Origin of the sequence: Streptomyces olivaceus (assembly GCF_000721235.1) — a bacterium.
In the GTDB taxonomy this organism is placed as follows: Bacteria; Actinomycetota; Actinomycetes; order Streptomycetales; family Streptomycetaceae; genus Streptomyces; species Streptomyces olivaceus.
The window spans coordinates 40,209-56,463 of the sequence record NZ_JOFH01000003.1 but is presented as its reverse complement, the minus strand read 5'-3'; the positions used below and the strand labels follow the sequence as shown (position 1 = coordinate 56,463).

The window sequence follows — 16,255 nt, the reverse complement described above, 5'->3', positions numbered from 1 at the left end:
CAGGTTCACCCGGACGGTCCTGTGGCGGCCGCGGCGCCGCTATCGTCTGCCGCATGGCCGACGAGTGCTTCCGCGAGCCGCGGCTCGCCCGGATCTACGACGCGCTGGACACCGACCGCGGCGATCTCGCCCCGTACCTCGGCACGGCCGAGGAACTCGGCGCCCGCCGGATCCTGGACATCGGCTGCGGAACCGGGGTCTTCGCCCTGCTCCTCGCCGGGCGCGGCGCGGAGGTCGTCGGCGTCGATCCCGCGGCGGCCAGTCTCGACGTGGCCCGGGGCAAGCCGGGAGCCGACCGGGTGCGCTGGATCGAGGGCGACGCGACCACGCTCCCCGCGCTCGACGTCGACCTCGCGACCATGACGGCGAACGTGGCCCAGGCCGTCACCGGCCCGAGTGCGTGGCAGGGGACGCTGAGCGGTGCCTACGAGGCGCTGCGGCCCGGCGGACACCTGGTGTTCGAGACGCGGGACCCGGCCCGGCGCGCCTGGCGGGAGTGGGACCGCGAGCACACGCACCGGATCGTGGACGTCCCCGGCACCGGCGCGGTCGAGAGCTGGTGCCGGGTGCTGGACGTGAGCGGTCCGCTGGTCACCTTCCGGTGGACCTACGTCTTCGCCGCGGACGGCGAGGTCCTCACCTCCGACTCCACGCTGCGCTTCCGCGAGCGCGCCGAGGTCGAGGCGGACCTGGCCGGCCAGGGGTACGAGCTGATCGAGGTGCGCGACGCCCCCGACCGCGCGGGCCGGGAGTTCGTCTTCGTCGCGCGGCGCCCCGGGCGCGTCGACTGACCCGCGGCGGTCCGGCACCGGCCCCCGCACGGCGTGCACCGGGCGCACGAAGGGCGCACAGCGGAATTGAGTGAGCCCTGTACGCGCCCCCTTGGCGGTGCGCACAATCGCACTGGTCGTGATCACGCGGCGGGGGAGGCGTACCGCCGTCCGACCGCCGACTGCCGGGAAGCAGGTCGATCAGCATGCTCTTGCGTCTGCCCACGTCCGTGTCCGAGGCACAGCAGTGCCTGGCGGAGGGAGCGGTGCCCATCGGCGGGGCCACGCTCGTGTGGGCCACCTGGCAACGCGACGGTTTCCCGGAGCTGGCCATGTCCCTGCGCAACCTCCCGGAGGCCACCGTCCTCGAACCCGAGGCACTGGGTGCCGCCGTGGTGCTGCACCGCATAGACGACCGCGTGCCCGGGGTACTGCGCGGGGCGGCGGGCTCGGTGGGGACCGGGGCGGTGCGCCGGACGGCCACGGTCGGCGGCAACATCGTCGGCAGCAGTCTGCGCTGTCTGCTGCCCGCGGCCCTGGTGCTGGACGCCCGGGCCACCGTGCTCGGGCCCGACGGGACCTACGGGACCGATCTGGCCGAAGTGGTGGCCAAGCGCCACCTGCTGCTCGGCCTGCGCTGGCGCACCCCTCTCGCCAGCGGCTACCGCAAGCAGCCCGCCGAGGCCGGCGGGCCGCCGCCCCTGGTCGTCGCCACCGCCGTGCACGCCGACGACGACGGCCGGCGCCACCTGCGGGTCGCGGTCCGGGACGGCTACGAGGTGCTCGACGCGACCGTCGCCTGCGACGGGGACACCGGCGAGGCCGTCGGCGCGCTGGAGGGCACGGACGTCGGCGCCCTGCCGTCCGGTGCCCTGGACGTGGTGCGCGAGCAGGTGGCCGACATACTGCGCCCCCTTGCCGGCCGCTGATCCGGCGGCAGGCGAGGGGGCGGGGGCGAGTGCGGGGTCAGCCGTTGGCCAGGGCCTTGACGCGGTCCACCGCCCCGTTGAACTTGTCGTGGTCCCCGACCGTCGGCCCGGTCGAGGTGTACTGCCACATGGTGTGGAAGCCCCACCCGGCCGGCAGGGGACCCACGGTCGAGGCGTACCGGGCGACCCACAGCGGGTTGCTGGCACCGAAGCCGCTGTAGTTCCCCGTGCACTGCTTCCACCAGTTGGTGGAGGTGTAGACGGTGGCGTGGCGCCCGGTGCGCTGCTTGTACCGGTTCAGGAAGTCCCTGATCCAGCTCACCATCTGACTCGACGTCCGGCCGTAGCAGGTGGCGCCGTACGGGTTGTACTCGATGTCGAGGACGCCCGGCAGCGTCCTGCCGTCCTTCGACCACGCGCCGCCGTGGTCGACGAAGTAGTCGGCCTGGGCGGCGCCGCCGGCGGTGTCCGGGGTGCCGAAGTGGTAGGCGCCCCGGATCATTCCGGCGTCGTACGAACCGCCGTACTGCTGGGCGAAGTACGGATTGCGGTAGGAGGTCCCCTCGGTGGCCTTCACGTAGGCCCACTTGACCCCGCTCTTCCACAGGGTGGACCAGGCGACGTTGCCCTGATGGCTGGAGACGTCCACGCCCTCGGTCTGGGCGACCCGGGTGCCGGTGGGACGGCCCTGGACACCCTCGTGGGCGAGGACGCCCGCGCCCATGTGGGCGGAGCCGCGGACGGCCGGCCCGCTGTCGTCGGCCGAGGCCGGGAGCGCGGGCAGGGTGAGGAGGAGCGACTGGGCGGCGAGGAGGGCGCCCGACGTGAGCAGGCGTGAGTGGCTCTGGGCCACGGCTATGGGTCTGCGCATGGCACTCATCTGATCCGCTGTCACGCCCCGCCGCACCTCACGCTCGGCCAGACGGTGTCCCCGTTCGTCCGGGCGGGTGCCACGGACCCTCGCCGGCCCCTCCCCGAAGGCGCCGGCGTCCCGTTCCGCGCGGCCGGCGGGGCGGACACCGCGGCGGGGCACTGCGACGGCACATCCGCCCCGTCCAGAACGCCTGTATCACATCGGTGCGTTCGATTGGCGGGATGCCGTGGAAGTTCGCTCCTCGGTGGGGTTCACGGTCGGTCCGGCGTGCGCGCCGGTGACGCTCACTAGCATGAAACACACCCCCCGCCGGAGTGATCGACGAGCGTCCGGCGGTACTGCTCCGACCCGCGGCCGACGCATGCCGATCGGCCCTTCCCCGTATTCACGAACCCCCGCCATCAAGGACCCGAGGGACCGCGGAATGTCAGTGTCTGCACCCCCCACCCCGCCCCGGACGCAGAAAGCTTCCCGCTCCACGCCCGCCGTCCCCGCGATCGTGCTTCCCGCGGCCGCGGCCGGCGCCGCCGCCGCCTGGGCCGCGGCGCCCGAGGCGGCCCGGGGCTGGACCGCGACCCTCGCCATGACGGCGTGGGTCTGCGTCGCCGTGACCGTCGTCCTCGCCTCCCACCTGGTGGGCCGGGCCCGGCGCACCGCGGCCGGCCGCAGGACCGAGACCGGCGCCCTCAAGGCCCGGCTCGCCCAGGAGAACGCGGCCCTGGTCCACCTGGTCAATGTCGCACTGCCCGCCGTCGCCCAGCAGGTGCGCGACGGCACGAGCGCGGACGAGGCGGTCGCGAACACCGCCGGCGGCTCCGGGCCGCACCTCAGGCAGGTCCTCCAGAGCTGCGCCGGCCTGATGGAGGACGCCGTACGGCGCGCCGCGGACGCCGAGGCGGGACACCGGGAGGCACTGCGCGAGACGCGCCGGAACACCGCCGAGCTCGAACACCTCACCGGCAGCACCCTGCCCGCCACCGTCCTGAAACTGCGCGAGGGCACCTCGGCGGAGATCGCCCTCGCCGAACTGGACTGGCCCCGGGGACCGCAGGCCCGGGCCTGCGCCGAGCTCTTCGTGCGCGAACTGGCCCACAGCGAGCGGCGCACCGCCGCCGCCGAGTCCGCCGCGGCCAAGTCCCTCAGCCGCGTCCAGGCCAAGGCCGTCAGCATGCTCGCCGACCTCAGGGAGATGCAGGATCGTCACGGCGAGGAGTTCCTCGGCGACCTGCTGCGGCTCGACCACAGCACCTCGCAGCTCGGCCTCATCACCGACCGCCTCGCCCTCCTGATGGGCGGCCGCTCCAGCCGGGCCTGGAACAGGCCGATCGTGATGGAGAGCATCCTGCGCGGCGCCGTCGGCCGCATCGCCGCCTACCAGCGGGTCCGGATGCACTGCGCCACCGGCGCCGCGATCTCCGGGTACGCGGCCGAGGGCGTCATGCACCTGCTCGCCGAGCTGATGGACAACGCGGCCAACTTCTCGCCGCCCATCGACGAGGTCCACGTCTACGTGGAGGAACGTACCGCCGGGATCGTCGTCACCATCGAGGACAGCGGCCTGAAGATGGCCGACGCGGCCATGCGCCACGCCGAAGAGGCCGTCTCCGGACGCACCACCGACCTCGCCTCCCTCCAGGGCACCCGGCTCGGCCTCGCCGTCGTCGGGCGGCTCGCCGCCAAGTACGGCGTCGGCGTGAGCTACCGCCCCTCCTCGCGGGGCGGTACGGGCGTCGTCGTCCTCGTACCGCCGCAGCTGCTCGCCCAGCAGCGCGACACGGGGCCCGCCCCGGCCGGCCGCACGTTCGGCGGCGCCGTCCCCGTCCCCGGCCCGGCCCCCGCCGCCGAGGCGCCGGCCCTCGCGCGGCGCGTCCCGGACGTCCGGCCCCCCGCCCCGCCGCCCGAGCCGACCGAACCGGTGGTACGGCCCCGCCGGGCGTCCGCCACCGCGGGCGGCCTCCCGGTGCGCTCGCCGGGCCGCACGATGGCCGATGCCGAACGTGAACGCGGCGACCAGCCGCGCCAGTCGGCCGACCCGGCGGCGACCGCGTCCCGCGACGCGGGCTCCAGCTTCGGCGCCTTCCACCGCGGGCGCAGGTCCGGGGCGAACGGCGGGGCACCGGCGGCCGGGCCGCCCGGCCCGGGATAGCCGCCGCGCGCCCCCCACCGCACGGCGCGTATCGGCGCCCCCTCGCCCCCGAGTTCGTGAGATTGGAGGAACGGGCCGGTGACCCCAGCACCAGCAACCACCGTCCCCTCACCCACCATGCAGACCACCGACAACAGCCTCACCTGGCTCCTGCAGAACCTCCTGGACCACACCCCCGGCACCCGCCACGCCCTCGTCCTGTCCCGCGACGGACTCAAGCTCTGCTGGACCGAGCACCTCACCCTCGACCGGGCCGACCAGCTCTCCGCCATCTGCTCCGGCATCCAGGCCCTCGCCCAGGGCGCCTCCGTGGAGTTCGGCAACGGGACCGGCGGCGTGCGCCACTCCATGACCGAGTTCCACGGCGGACTGCTGTTCATCGTGGAGGCGGGACAGGGCGCGCACCTGGCCGTCGTCGCGGTGGAGGACGCCGACCCCGGCGTGGTCGGGCACCACATGACCGAGATGGTCGAGCAGATCGGCGAGCACCTGCGGGCCGAACCGCGCCACGCCGCCCCCGGGAGCAGCCCGTCGTGACGCGCAGGCCCGTGGACACCGGCGCGCCCGACCGGCTGTACACGGTCACGGGCGGACGCAGCCGCGCCGACGACTCGTTCGACCTCGTGACCCTGGTGGTCGCGGAGTGCGAACCATCGCCCGGCATGCAGTCGGAACACGTCCGCATCCTCGAACTGTGCCGCCACCCGACCGCCGTGGTGGAGATCGCGGCCGAGCTGGCGCTGCCCATCACCGTGATCCGCATCCTGCTCGGCGACCTTCTCGCCACCGGGACGATCACCGCCCGCCATCCGCGCCTCGCGCAGTCCGCCGCCGCGTCGCACCCCGATACCGCCCTGCTGCAGGAGGTGCTCCATGGGCTCCGCAACCTCTGACACACCGGCCTCCGAGCCCGCCGCCCGCGGTCGCAAGCCGCTCACCGACGCCGCGGAGACCGGGCTGAAGATCGTCGTCGTGGGCGGGTTCGGCGTCGGCAAGACCACCCTCGTCCGCTCCGTCAGCGAGATCCGGCCGCTCAACACGGAGGAGGTCATGACCCAGGCCGGTGTCGGCGTCGACGAGACGGACGGGGTGCGGGGGAAGACCACCACCACCGTGGCCTTCGACTTCGGCCGGATCAGCCTCAACGACCGCCTGGTGCTGTACCTGTTCGGCGCGCCCGGCCAGGAACGCTTCTGGTTCCTGTGGGACCGGCTGTTCTCCGGCACCCTGGGCGCGGTCGTCCTCGTCGACACCCGGCGCATGGACGACTCCTGGTACGCGATAGACCGGCTGGAACACCACCGCACCCCGTTCGTGGTGGCCGTCAACCGCTTCGACGACGACACCGCCAGGCACTCCCTGGACGAGATCCGGCTCGCCCTCGCGCTGCCCGAGCACGTTCCCCTGATCGACTGCGACGCGCGGGTGCGGACGTCGGGCAAGCACGTGCTGGTCACCCTCGTGGACCACCTCTACCAACTGGCCCTGGCCCAGGAGAGCACACCGTGACCGACATCGACCCCGCACCCCGCCCCGCCGCGGCGCAGGGCTGCCCCGCCGCCCACCCCGACTCCGTGCCGCTGGCCGGTCTTGAGTACCAGCAGACGCCCTCCGAGCTGTACCGCGGACTGCGCGGCGAACACGGCTCCGTGGCGCCCGTACTCCTGGACGGCGGCGTCCCCGCCTGGCTGGTCCTCGGCTACCCCGAGGTCAGCTACGTGACCAGCCACGACGAGCTGTTCGCACGGGACTCGCGCCGCTGGAACCAGTGGGGCCGCATCCCGCCCGACTGGCCGCTCATGCCCTACGTCGGCCACCAGCCGTCGGTGCTGTTCACCGAGGGCGCCGAACACCGGCGGCGGGCCGGTGTGATCACCGAGGCGCTCGGCGGCGTCGACCAGTTCGAACTGGCCCGGGACTGCCGGCACCTCGCGGACGGACTCATCGCGGCCTTCGGAGGCAGTGGCCGTGCCGAGCTGATGAGCGGCTACGCGCACGCCCTGCCCATGCTCGCGGTGGTGCGCATGTGCGGGATGCCGCACGGCGGCGCCGAGACCCGGCAGCTCGTCGAGGACCTGCGCATCTCCCTCGACGCCGCGGAGGGCGACGACCCGGTGGCGGCGTACGCGCGGGTGGGCGAGCGCATCCACCGGCTGGTCCGCGACAAGCGCGAGCGGCCCGGCCCCGACATCACCTCCCGGATGCTGACCCACCCGGCGGGACTCACCGACGAGCAGGTCGTGCAGGACCTGATCTCGGTCATCGCCGCGGCCCAGCAGCCCACGGCCAACTGGATCGGCAACACGCTGCGGCTGCTGCTCACCGACGAGCGCTTCGCCCTCAACGTCTCCGGCGGCCGGCTCAGTGTGGGAGAGGCACTCAACGAGGTGCTGTGGCTGGACACGCCGACGCAGAACTTCATCGGCCGCTGGGCCGTCAACGACACCCAGCTCGGCGGCCGGTACATCCGCGCCGGGGACTGCGTCGTCCTCGGACTCGCCGCGGCCAACACCGACCCGCAGCTCTGGCCCGAGGCACACGTCGGAGCCGAGAACTCGGCGCACCTGTCCTTCAGCAACGGCGAGCACCGGTGCCCCTACCCCGCCCCGCTGCTCGCCGACGTCATGGCCCGCACCGCGGTCGAGACCCTGCTGGAACGCCTCCCCGACCTCGTCCTCGCGGTCGATCCCGACGAGCTGACCTGGCGCCCGTCGATCTGGATGCGCGGACTGACCGCCCTGCCCGCCGTGTTCACCCCCGTCGTGGTCTGACGCGCCGGGCGGTGCCGCTCAGTCCGCGGGCGTGAACCGCACCGGGCCTTCGCCGGCAGCGCCCCGACACAGAAGTGCCGGCCCAGCGCGAAGGCCGGCGGCGGCGGAGAACGCGGTCGTCGTGGTGAGGTCGGCACGGAGGATGTCGAACCGGTCCGGGGCGCGGTAGCGGCTCCCGTCCCTATTGGCCGCGCCCATGAGGCAGGTGACGGTGGCGCCGGCGGGTATGGTGCCGCCGCTCAGAGCGGGTCGCGTAGTCGGCGACCAGGTCGGCGCGGCCGGTGTGCCGGAACGCGTCGATCGGCTCGCGGGAGTCGTGCTCGATCACCGGCATGAAGTGGTCCTGCAGTTCGGCCCCGCGGAAGGTCGGGGCGACCGGGGCGCGGACGACACCGAGCCCCCGACAGACCGCCGGTGCGGCTATCCCGGCCGGTGCCCGCCGCTCCCGAGGATGCGGTCGACGCCGTCCTCGAAGCGGGCCTCGAAGTCGTCCCCGGTCAGGGCGGGCAGGGCGGCGGCGAGCGCGGGGTACGGCCCGTTAGCGACCGCCTCGCGCAGTCGGTGGGCGTCGGCCAGGTCCGCGGCCTGCTCCTCCTGGGTGAGGCCCAGGGCGAAGTAGACCAGGGCGTACGCGGTCCAGGCGGCCGTCTCCGGGGTGTCGTGGTGGTCGGTGAGGGCGCCGACGAGGGTGTCGGCGAAGCGCAGGGTGTGCGGGTCGGGGGCGTAGGTGCCGGCCACCAGGGCGGCGCCGTCGCGGTGGGCGAGCAGGGAGCGGCGGTAGCGGCGCATCAGTTCACGGGCGCGTTCGCCCGCGTCCCCGGGCAGTTCCGCGTAGCCGATCGTGCCGGCGACGGCGTCCGCCATGAGTTCGAGCAGCCGTGTCTTGGTCTTGACGTGCCACAGCACCGTGTTCATCCGGACGCCGATCCGGTCGGCCACCGCACGCGTCGTGACGGCGTCGAGCCCCGACTCGTCGAGCAGCCGCAGGGCCTCGGCCACCACGGCGGCCGGGGTCAGCCGGGGGCGGGGCGCGGGATCCGTTTGCTTTTTGGTCACCGACCTAGTTTAGTGCGGACAGGCCATTGGTCGCTGACCAATAAGTCGGAGGCGGCCGGAAGAGGCGGGAGAGGTGCGTCATGAGTGAGACGGAAAGCGCGGGCGGGACCGAAGAGGTGGTCGTGGTCGGGGCCGGTCCCACCGGGCTGTGGCTCGCGGCGGAACTGAGGTTGCAGGGCGTCCCGGTGACCGTGCTGGAGGCGCGTACGGAGCGCGACGCGCACTCCAAGGCGCTGACCCTCCATCCCCGGACCCTGGAGATCCTGGGCATGCGCGGCCTCGCGGACACCTTTCTGAGCGAGGGCACGCAGGTCCCCACGGGACACTTCGGCTCCCTGGAGTCGCGGATGGACTTCCGGGTCCTCGACACGCCCTACCCGTTCACCCTCTTCCTGCCGCAGGCGCGCACCGAGGCCCTGCTCGAAGAGCACGCACGGTCGCGGGGCGCCCGCATCCTGCGCGGCCACCGGGTCACGGGTCTGGAGCAGGAGCCGGAGGCGGTACGGATCGAGGCGGAGGGGCCCGAGGGGCCGTACGTGCTGCGGGCACGCCACGTCGTGGGCTGCGACGGCACCCGCAGCGTGGTCCGCCGCGCGGCCGGCATCGACTTCCCCGGCACGGACGCGACCGTGTGGGGCTGGCTCGGGGACGTCGTCCTGGAGCGGCCGCCCGTCCTGCCGCTCAGCGCCTCGGGGCCGCACGGCGGACTCATGGCGGTGCCCATGCCCGGCGGGGTCACCCGGTTCGTGGGGCACGCGCCCGAGGACCGGTGCGCCGGCCACCCGGGCGAGCCGACCCTTGAGGAGGTGCGCGAGCGGACCCGCCGTATCGTGGGCGACGACTTCGGCATGCGCGATCCCCGGTGGCTCTCCCGCTTCGGCAACGCCACCCGGCAGGCCGCCGCCTACCGCGAGGGCCGCGTCCTGCTCGCGGGCGACGCGGCGCACATGCACTTCCCCGCCGGCGGCGTGGGCCTCAACGTCGGCTTCCAGGACGCCACCAACCTCGGCTGGAAACTGGCCGCGACGGTCCTCGGCACGGCACCCGGGGGACTGCTGGACACCTACCACGCCGAACGGCACCCCGTCGGCGCCGCCCTCCTCGCGTCGACCCGGGCGCAGACGGCCCTCATGACCGGCTACTCGCCCGAGGGCCAGGCGCTGCGCGGAGTGCTGTCCGAACTCATCGACACCGTCCCCGAGTTCTCCCGGGCACTGGCCGAGCGGCTCGCCGCCCTGGACGTCCGCCACCCGCCGGCCGGCCCCGCCGCCCACCCGCTGACCGGCACCCGCGCGCCGGACCTGGCCTTCGCGGACGGCACCCGGCTCTTCCCGCTGCTGCGGGACGGCAGGCACCTGCTGCTCGAACTCGACGGGCACCGAGGCGCCGACGCGGTGCCGGCGGGGCGCCCCCTGCCGCACGGCACCCGCCGGCACACCGTGCGTCCGGTGGCGGCGGGAGCGCGGTGGAGCGAGGTGCGCAGGGTGCTGATACGCCCCGACGGCCACGTCGCCTGAACCCGCGCCCGCCCGGGGCCGGTCCGTCCGCCCGGGGCCGGTCCGCTCACCGGGGCCGGTCCGCTCAGCCGAAGGGGGTGAGGAAGTCCTCCGGCCGCAGCGCCCGGCCGACGATGCGGGTGTCGCCGATCCAGCCGTAGAAGCCCTGCCCGAAGGCCTCGTCGAACTGGGTGGCGCCCAGGACGAAGGGCTTGCCGAGCGTGGCGATGCCGGTCGACGGCTGGGCGGGGTTGCGGGCGATCCTCGAGCCGTCCACGTACATGACGGTGCGGCGCCCGTCGTTGACGACCGCGAGGTGCATCCAGCGCCCCACCGGCACGGCGTGGCTCCACGAGGTGGGGTCCGCGTCCTGCCGGTGGGGGTAGACGACGAACTGGAGGAACCGCTCCGGTGACAGGTTGAGGCTGCACGTCGGCTCCAGCGGGGACCAGCCGGTGGTCTTGCCCGCGTCCCCGTTGCGACCCTCCCAGCTCAGTACGCCCATCCAGCTGTGGTCGCCCTCGAACGGCTCGGGGAGCCTGACGAAGGTCTCGATGGTGTACCCGCGCAGGAACCTCTCGCTGTTCAGCGGCGCTCGCGCGCCCGTACGCAGGATCGCTCCGCGGTCCGGCGTCGTGCCGCCGTCGAAGCGGAGGCTGGCGTGGGCCGGCTGCCCCGGGTGGTGCTCCGCCGACCAGGTGAGCGCCTCGGACCCGCTGTCGTGCAGCCGGGCGACGGTGAGGTCGTTGCCGTGACCGGAGAGATCGCGCACGACGGCACCGTCGGCGACCGCGCCGCCGTCCGGGACGGTCCTCATACCGGAGGCGTCGAACCGCCAGTAGGCGAGCGTGCCGCGCGGCAGCACGGCGGAGGCGGGCCGGGGCTTCGGCGGCACGACGGGGGCGAAGCCGGCGAAGCGCCCGTCGAAGTCGATGCTCAGGCTGAACCGGTCGGCGGCGCCGGTCAGTTCGACCGTCTCGGCCTCCAGCGCGGTGCGCCGCGCCGGATCGCGGGAGAGGAACCACGGTGCGAACGTCTCGACGTCGATCACCCCGCGGGCGAGGTCGAAGCCGTACGTCCGGATCATGCCGGCACCGCCGTAGTAGCGGTCCTGGTAGTTGGTGATGTGGACGTGGACGTCGTGGCCGGCGTCGTTGGTGAGCACCGTCCGCCCCGGCGGCCAGTAGTGCCCGCCCAGCGCCAGGAAGATCTGGTCGTTGGCGCGGATCAGCCCGTCCCACAGGCGCTGCCCGTGCTCGGAGAGCCGTGCCGAACCGTCGCCCTCGGGGAGGGCGAGGTCGTGCGTGGTCAGGACGGCGGGCAGGGCGGAGTGGGCGTCGAGCACACCTTGCGCCCAGGTCAGTCCCTTGTCGGAGATCCGCCAGTCCAGGGCGAGGACCAGCCAGTCGCGGCCCCCGGCGCGCACGATGTGGTGGCTGTTGTACCCGTCGGGCGAGGCGCCCTTGAAGGTGGGTATCGAGGCGTAGCGCCGGGGCCCGAACTCGCGCAGGTAGGCGGAGTCGCCGCGCTGGTCGTCCGTCGAGGAGGCGATGTCGTGGTTGCCGGCCAGCACGCTGTACGGCACCTTTCCGTGCAGCGTGCGGAAAGTCTGGGCGGCCCGCCGGATCTCGTCCTCGGTGCCGTGCTCGGTCACGTCGCCGAGATGGGTCATGAAGGCGATGTTGGCCCCGGACCGGTCCGCGACGAGGTGGCGGAAGGTCTCCCGCAGCGGTGCCGGGTCCGCGCTGTCGGCGTCGAAGAGATACTGGGTGTCCGGCAGCACGGCCAGTGCGAAACGCGGACTGCCGGTGTCGAAACGCCGCCCGGCGGCCGCCTGAGCGGCCTGTGCGGGTACCGCGGTCGCGGCCGTGGCCGTGGCCGCCGCCGTGACGGCGCCGCCGGCCGCCGCCGCCCTCAGCAGCGTACGTCTGCCGGGGCCGTGCTGTTCTTCCGCCGTGCTCATCTGCCCTCCGGGAGCGCGCAGTTCGTCGTGCGCGCCCACGGTGGCCAGCGGCCGTGACCGGGTGTTGACGGCCGGCTGAACGCCGCATGGTGGGCGGCGGGCGACTGGAGGGGGCGTTGGGCCGTGCGGGGGATGCCGGGGAGGGGTCAGGACCCGCTGTCGACGGAGGCGCGCAGCCGGGCGCTGGCCATCCGCATGTGTTCGGCCATCGCGCGGTCCGCGGCCTCCGGGTCGCGCGCCCGGATCGCCGCGAGCACCGCGTCGTGCTCGCACAGCGTCCCGCTGACGGTGCCCTCGATGTCGCTGACGCGCTCCATCCAGACCTGGAGCAGCGCCCGGATGCTGTGCAGGATGTCGCTGAGGACGGTGTTGCCGGCGATGCGCGCCGTCTCCAGGTGGAAGGCGATGTCGGCGTCGATGAACGCCGTGACGTCCCCGCCCGCCTCCCGCATGTGCTGGAGGTGCCGCTCCAGCAGGGTCACGTCCGCGTCGCTCGCGCGCTCGGCCGCGAGCCGGGCCGACACGCCCTCCATGTACGTGCGGACCTCGACCAGGTCCTGGGTGCGCCGCTGGCCCAGCATCAGGCCCCAGTTGATCGCCCGGGGCAGGAACTCCGAGGTGCCCTCGCGCACGTAGGAGCCGGAGCCGGGGCGGATCTCGACGATCCCGAGCACGTCCAGGGCCGAGAGGGCGCCGCGCACGCTGGACCGGGCGACGCCGAGGGCCTCGGCCAGCTGCCGCTCGGCGGGCAGCCGGGTGCCGGGGCGGATGTCACCGGCCGAGAGGTGGTCGAGGAGCCGCTTGGCGACCTCGCTGACGGACGACTCGCGCACGACGGGGCGCAGCAGCCGCGCGAGGTCGGGCGCGTCGGCGGAGTGGTGCTGATCAGGCTGACTGGTCACGGTCACCAGTCAACCAGATGCCGCGCGCACGCGGCTGACCAGGCAGTTCATCCCCTTTTCGGGTGTGGTTTGTCAAGAGTTGGGTCAAGGAACGATCTATGACCCTCGCCACACTGGTAAATTGGTGACCAATTTGGGGTCGGAGGCTTAGCGTGAACGCGAACCGGTCGGCCGCCCCCGTGGCGGACCCCCTGGTGTGACCCACCCCGGACGGAGCTGTCCGGGCGAGCCGAGGAGTCGCCATGAGTGCCCAAGCGCCATCCGCGGCAGTCGAGAGGACTGCCATCAAGAAGGTCTCAGTCCGCCTCGTGCCGTTCGTGGCCCTGATGTTCTTCGTGAACTACCTGGACCGCACGGCCGTCTCGTTCGCCGAACCGAACGGCATGGGGCAGGATCTCGCCCTGACCGCCGCGCAGTTCGGCTTCGCGTCCGGGATCTTCTTCCTCGGCTACATCGTGCTCGAGGTCCCCAGCAACATGGCCCTGCACCGCTTCGGGGCCCGCCGCTGGCTCGCCCGGATCATGGTGACCTGGGGCATCGTCTCCCTGCTGTTCACCTGGGTGAGCAGCAGCGAACAGCTCTACACGCTGCGCTTCCTGCTCGGTGTCGCCGAGGCCGGCTTCTTCCCCGGCGCGATCCTCTTCCTGAGCCAGTGGGTGCCGTCCCGCCACCGCACCAAGATCCTCGGCCTGTTCTACCTGGCCCAGCCGCTGACCACCGTCTTCGGCGCCCCGCTGGCGGGCTGGCTGATCGGCCGCCATGGCCTGTTCGGCCTCGAGGGCTGGCGCGTGATGTTCCTGTTCGTGTCGCTGCCCGCGATCATCCTCGGCGTCGTCGCCTGGTTCTACCTGATCGACAAGCCCGCCGACGCGAAGTGGCTGACGCCGGCCGAGCGCGACTGGCTGACCGCCGAACTCGCCGCCGAGAACGCCCAGAAGACCGGCCACGAGAGCACGCACGCCAAGGGCGACCTCAAGAAGGCCTTCAGCAGCGCACGCGTGTGGATCCTCGCCGCCGTCTACTTCGGCTTCGTCTACGGCCTGTACGCGCTCGCCTTCTTCCTGCCGACGATCATCAACGGCTTCCAGGACCAGTACGAAACCACGTTCAGCGTGATGGACAAGGCCTGGATCACCGCCATCCCGTACCTGCCCGCCGCGATCGTCCTCTTCTTCTGGACCCGGCACGCCACCCGGCACGGCACCCGCACCTGGCACGTGGCCGGACCGGCGGTCGTCGGCGGTGTGTCCATCCCCCTCGCCCTCTACATGGGGTCCCCGACCGCCACGGTCGCCGTCATCACCGTGACCGCCTGCGCCATCTTCGCCGCCCTGCCGGTCTTCTGGTCGGTGCCCTCCCGCTTCCTGACCGGCGCCGCCGCCGCGGCCGGCATCGCCCTGATCAACACCGCGGGCAACGTCGCCGGGTTCGCCTCCAGCTACATCACCGGCTGGCTCAAGGACTGGACCGGCGCCTACTACGTACCGCTCTACCTCGTCGGCTTCTTCATGCTGCTGTCCGCCGCACTGATGATCCTGCTCGCCGTGCGCCACCGCACCGACGAGCCGGCTCCGGCCGCCGAGCACCAGGCCAAGGAGGCCATAGGATGACCCGCCTGTTCAACGACCCCGCCGCCTTCGCCGACGAGGCCCTGGAGGGTTTCGCCGCCGCGCACCGGCGCTGGGTGCGGCCGGTCACCGGCGGCGTCGTCCGGGCCGCGGCCACCCCGGCCGGCCAGGTCGCCGTGGTCATCGGCGGCGGCTCCGGCCACTACCCCGCCTTCTCCGGCCTGGTCGGCCGCGGCCTCGCGCACGGCGCGGCCGTCGGCAACGTCTTTGCCTCGCCCTCCGCCCAGCAGATCCGCTCCGTCGCCAGGGCCGCGCACGGCGGCGCCGGGGTCCTGCTCATGTACGGCAACTACGCCGGGGACGTCCTGCACTTCGGACAGGCCGCCGAACGGCTGGCCGCCGACGGAGTGGAGGCCCGTACGTACGCCGTCGCCGACGACATCTCCAGCGCGGCCCCCGACGAGTCCGCCAAGCGCCGGGGCATAGCCGGCGACCTGCCCGTCTTCAAGGCGGCCGCCGCCGCGGCCGAGCAGGGCCGCTCCCTGGACGAGGTGCTGCGCGTCGCCGAACGGGCGGGCGCGCGCACCCGCTCCTTCGGCATCGCCTTCTCCGGCTGCACTCTGCCCGGCTCCGACCACCCCCTGTTCACCGTCCCCGAGGCCCGCATGGCCGTCGGACTCGGTATCCACGGGGAGCCCGGCATCGGCGAGGAGGCCCTGCCCACCGCCGACGACGCGGCCCGGCTCCTCGTCGAGACCCTGCTCAAGGAACTCCCCGAGGACGTCGCGGCACCGGACGGGCAGCGCGCGGCCGTCGTCCTGAACGGGCTCGGCTCGGTCAAGTACGAGGAACTCTTCGTCGTCTACCGCAAGGTCGCCGAACTCCTCGGCGAGGCCGGGGTGGAGATCGTCGACCCCGAGGTCGGCGAACTCGTCACCAGCTTCGACATGGCCGGTGTCTCCCTCACCCTGACCTGGCTGGACGAGGGCCTGGAGGCGCTGTGGCGGGCCCCGGCCGACACCCCCGCCTACCGCAAGGGCGCCCTCGGCACCCCCGAGCCGGAGGACGACGAGCGGGCACCCGCCGAGGACGCCCGGGACACCGCCGTACCCCCGGCCTCCGACGCCTCCCGCGAGGCCGCCGGCACCGTGCTGGCCGCACTGGACGCGGTGGCCGGGATCGTCGAGGCGCACGTCGAGGAACTCGGCCGCATCGACGCCGTGGCAGGCGACGGCGACCACGGCATCGGCATGCGGCGCGGCTCCACCGCCGCCCGCTCGGCCGCCGCCGAGGCCCGGGAGCGCGGCGCGGGCGCCGGCACCGTCCTGCACCGGGCCGCCGACGCCTGGGCCGACCGGGCGGGCGGCACCTCCGGCGCCCTGTGGGGCACCATCCTGCGCTCGCTGGGCACCGCCCTCGGCGACCGGGACGCGCCGGCCGCCCCGCGGGTCGCCGAAGGAGTCACGGAGGCCTCGGCCGCCGTACGCCGCCTGGGCGGTGCCGAGGTCGGCGACAAGACCATGGTCGACGTCCTCGTGCCCTTCGCCGACGCGCTGACCGCCGCCACCGCCGAGGGCGTGCCGCTGACCGAGGCCTGGGACCGCGCCGCGGACACGGCCACCGACGCGGCCGCCGCCACCGCCCGGCTGCTGCCCCGCAAGGGCCGGGCCCGCCCGCACGCCGAGAAGTCCCTCGGGACCCCCGACGCGGGCGCCCACTCCCTCGCCCTGATCACCCGCGCCGTCCACGGCGCACTGCTCAACCACCACTGAGGAAAGCC

Annotated in this window: 15 protein-coding genes and 1 pseudogene; 10 read left to right on the top strand and 6 right to left on the bottom strand. The window is 73.8% G+C overall.

The annotated features are described in order from the left end of the window. Nucleotides 1-53 precede the first annotated feature (53 nt). Both IG94_RS0104765 and IG94_RS0104760 read left to right on the top strand, forming a co-directional pair. Nucleotides 54-791, top strand: a complete 738-nt coding sequence (locus IG94_RS0104765) for a class I SAM-dependent methyltransferase (RefSeq protein ID WP_031031493.1) — start codon at nt 54-56, stop codon at nt 789-791. A 185-nt stretch (nt 792-976) separates the two neighbouring features. Then, a complete protein-coding gene (locus IG94_RS0104760; protein WP_031031489.1) occupies nt 977-1,699 on the top strand; it encodes an FAD binding domain-containing protein in 723 nt (240 codons plus the stop codon). A gap of 37 nt (nt 1,700-1,736) precedes the next feature. Here the strand turns inward: IG94_RS0104760 and IG94_RS0104755 are convergent, their stop codons facing one another. Continuing rightward, a complete protein-coding gene (locus IG94_RS0104755; RefSeq protein ID WP_031031487.1) occupies nt 1,737-2,570 on the bottom strand; it encodes a lysozyme in 834 nt (277 codons plus the stop codon). A gap of 427 nt (nt 2,571-2,997) precedes the next feature. On the opposite strand from IG94_RS0104755, the gene IG94_RS0104750 reads away from it, so the two are divergent. From IG94_RS0104750 to IG94_RS0104730, 5 genes are all read left to right on the top strand, one after another. Beyond that, on the top strand, nt 2,998-4,719 hold the full coding sequence (locus IG94_RS0104750) for an ATP-binding protein (protein WP_043482939.1): 1,722 nt from the start codon (nt 2,998-3,000) through the stop codon (nt 4,717-4,719). Nucleotides 4,720-4,836: 117 nt separating this feature from the next. Then, nucleotides 4,837-5,256, top strand: coding sequence for a roadblock/LC7 domain-containing protein (locus IG94_RS0104745; protein ID WP_052410553.1), 420 nt, complete (start codon nt 4,837-4,839; stop codon nt 5,254-5,256). Beyond that, nucleotides 5,253-5,612, top strand: coding sequence for a DUF742 domain-containing protein (locus IG94_RS0104740; RefSeq protein ID WP_031031481.1), 360 nt, complete (start codon nt 5,253-5,255; stop codon nt 5,610-5,612). Before IG94_RS0104745 ends, IG94_RS0104740 begins: the two co-directional genes overlap by 4 nt. Beyond that, on the top strand, nt 5,593-6,228 hold the full coding sequence (locus IG94_RS0104735) for a GTP-binding protein (protein WP_031031477.1): 636 nt from the start codon (nt 5,593-5,595) through the stop codon (nt 6,226-6,228). Before IG94_RS0104740 ends, IG94_RS0104735 begins: the two co-directional genes overlap by 20 nt. Beyond that, on the top strand, nt 6,225-7,490 hold the full coding sequence (locus tag IG94_RS0104730; RefSeq protein WP_031031475.1) for a cytochrome P450: 1,266 nt from the start codon (nt 6,225-6,227) through the stop codon (nt 7,488-7,490). Before IG94_RS0104735 ends, IG94_RS0104730 begins: the two co-directional genes overlap by 4 nt. Nucleotides 7,491-7,534: 44 nt before the next feature. Here IG94_RS0104730 and IG94_RS43315 read toward each other — a convergent pair. The 3 genes and pseudogenes from IG94_RS43315 to IG94_RS0104720 all read right to left on the bottom strand — a co-directional run. Further along, nucleotides 7,535-7,745: pseudogene (locus IG94_RS43315) on the bottom strand (cytochrome P450); the annotation flags it as partial. After that, nucleotides 7,672-7,824, bottom strand: coding sequence for a hypothetical protein (locus IG94_RS43075; protein ID WP_211269651.1), 153 nt, complete (start codon nt 7,822-7,824; stop codon nt 7,672-7,674). The pseudogene IG94_RS43315 and the gene IG94_RS43075, both read right to left, overlap by 74 nt. Before the next feature lie 86 nt (nt 7,825-7,910). Continuing rightward, nucleotides 7,911-8,546: a TetR/AcrR family transcriptional regulator C-terminal domain-containing protein gene (locus IG94_RS0104720; protein ID WP_031031472.1), complete on the bottom strand. Its 636-nt coding sequence runs from the start codon at nt 8,544-8,546 to the stop codon at nt 7,911-7,913. Between the two features lie 80 nt (nt 8,547-8,626). Here IG94_RS0104720 and IG94_RS0104715 point away from each other — a divergent pair, with 80 nt between their 5' ends. After that, the gene (locus IG94_RS0104715; RefSeq protein ID WP_031031469.1) at nt 8,627-10,063 is read left to right on the top strand and encodes an FAD-dependent monooxygenase; all 1,437 of its coding nucleotides are present in this window, start codon (nt 8,627-8,629) and stop codon (nt 10,061-10,063) included. A gap of 64 nt (nt 10,064-10,127) precedes the next feature. On the opposite strand, the gene IG94_RS0104710 is transcribed toward IG94_RS0104715, so the two are convergent. Together IG94_RS0104710 and IG94_RS0104705 are read right to left on the bottom strand one after the other, a co-directional pair. Beyond that, the gene (locus tag IG94_RS0104710) at nt 10,128-12,005 is read right to left on the bottom strand and encodes a LamG-like jellyroll fold domain-containing protein (RefSeq protein ID WP_031031465.1); all 1,878 of its coding nucleotides are present in this window, start codon (nt 12,003-12,005) and stop codon (nt 10,128-10,130) included. Nucleotides 12,006-12,151: 146 nt separating this feature from the next. After that, on the bottom strand, nt 12,152-12,913 hold the full coding sequence (locus IG94_RS0104705; RefSeq protein ID WP_031031463.1) for a FadR/GntR family transcriptional regulator: 762 nt from the start codon (nt 12,911-12,913) through the stop codon (nt 12,152-12,154). 236 nt (nt 12,914-13,149) lie between these two features. Here IG94_RS0104705 and IG94_RS0104700 point away from each other — a divergent pair, with 236 nt between their 5' ends. Both IG94_RS0104700 and IG94_RS0104695 read left to right on the top strand, forming a co-directional pair. Next, a complete protein-coding gene (locus tag IG94_RS0104700; RefSeq protein WP_031031461.1) occupies nt 13,150-14,517 on the top strand; it encodes an MFS transporter in 1,368 nt (455 codons plus the stop codon). Then, entirely contained in the window at nt 14,514-16,247 is a 1,734-nt protein-coding gene (locus IG94_RS0104695) for a dihydroxyacetone kinase family protein (RefSeq protein WP_031031458.1), read from the top strand. The genes IG94_RS0104700 and IG94_RS0104695 overlap by 4 nt, the downstream gene beginning before the upstream one ends. The last annotated feature ends 8 nt before the right edge of the window (nt 16,248-16,255 follow it).

Bases quoted from the DNA above. Each gene is read 5' to 3' on its own strand.
- IG94_RS0104765 (WP_031031493.1), top strand. From the start codon at position 54: ATGGCCGACGAGTGCTTCCGCGAGCCGCGGCTCGCCCGGATCTACGAC.
- IG94_RS0104760 (WP_031031489.1), top strand. From the start codon at position 977: ATGCTCTTGCGTCTGCCCACGTCCGTGTCCGAGGCACAGCAGTGCCTG.
- IG94_RS0104755 (WP_031031487.1), bottom strand. From the start codon at position 2,570: ATGCGCAGACCCATAGCCGTGGCCCAGAGCCACTCACGCCTGCTCACG.
- IG94_RS0104750 (WP_043482939.1), top strand. From the start codon at position 2,998: ATGTCAGTGTCTGCACCCCCCACCCCGCCCCGGACGCAGAAAGCTTCC.
- IG94_RS0104745 (WP_052410553.1), top strand. From the start codon at position 4,837: ATGCAGACCACCGACAACAGCCTCACCTGGCTCCTGCAGAACCTCCTG.
- IG94_RS0104735 (WP_031031477.1), top strand. From the start codon at position 5,593: ATGGGCTCCGCAACCTCTGACACACCGGCCTCCGAGCCCGCCGCCCGC.
- IG94_RS43075 (WP_211269651.1), bottom strand. From the start codon at position 7,824: ATGCCGGTGATCGAGCACGACTCCCGCGAGCCGATCGACGCGTTCCGG.
- IG94_RS0104715 (WP_031031469.1), top strand. From the start codon at position 8,627: ATGAGTGAGACGGAAAGCGCGGGCGGGACCGAAGAGGTGGTCGTGGTC.
- IG94_RS0104710 (WP_031031465.1), bottom strand. From the start codon at position 12,005: ATGAGCACGGCGGAAGAACAGCACGGCCCCGGCAGACGTACGCTGCTG.
- IG94_RS0104700 (WP_031031461.1), top strand. From the start codon at position 13,150: ATGAGTGCCCAAGCGCCATCCGCGGCAGTCGAGAGGACTGCCATCAAG.
- IG94_RS0104695 (WP_031031458.1), top strand. From the start codon at position 14,514: ATGACCCGCCTGTTCAACGACCCCGCCGCCTTCGCCGACGAGGCCCTG.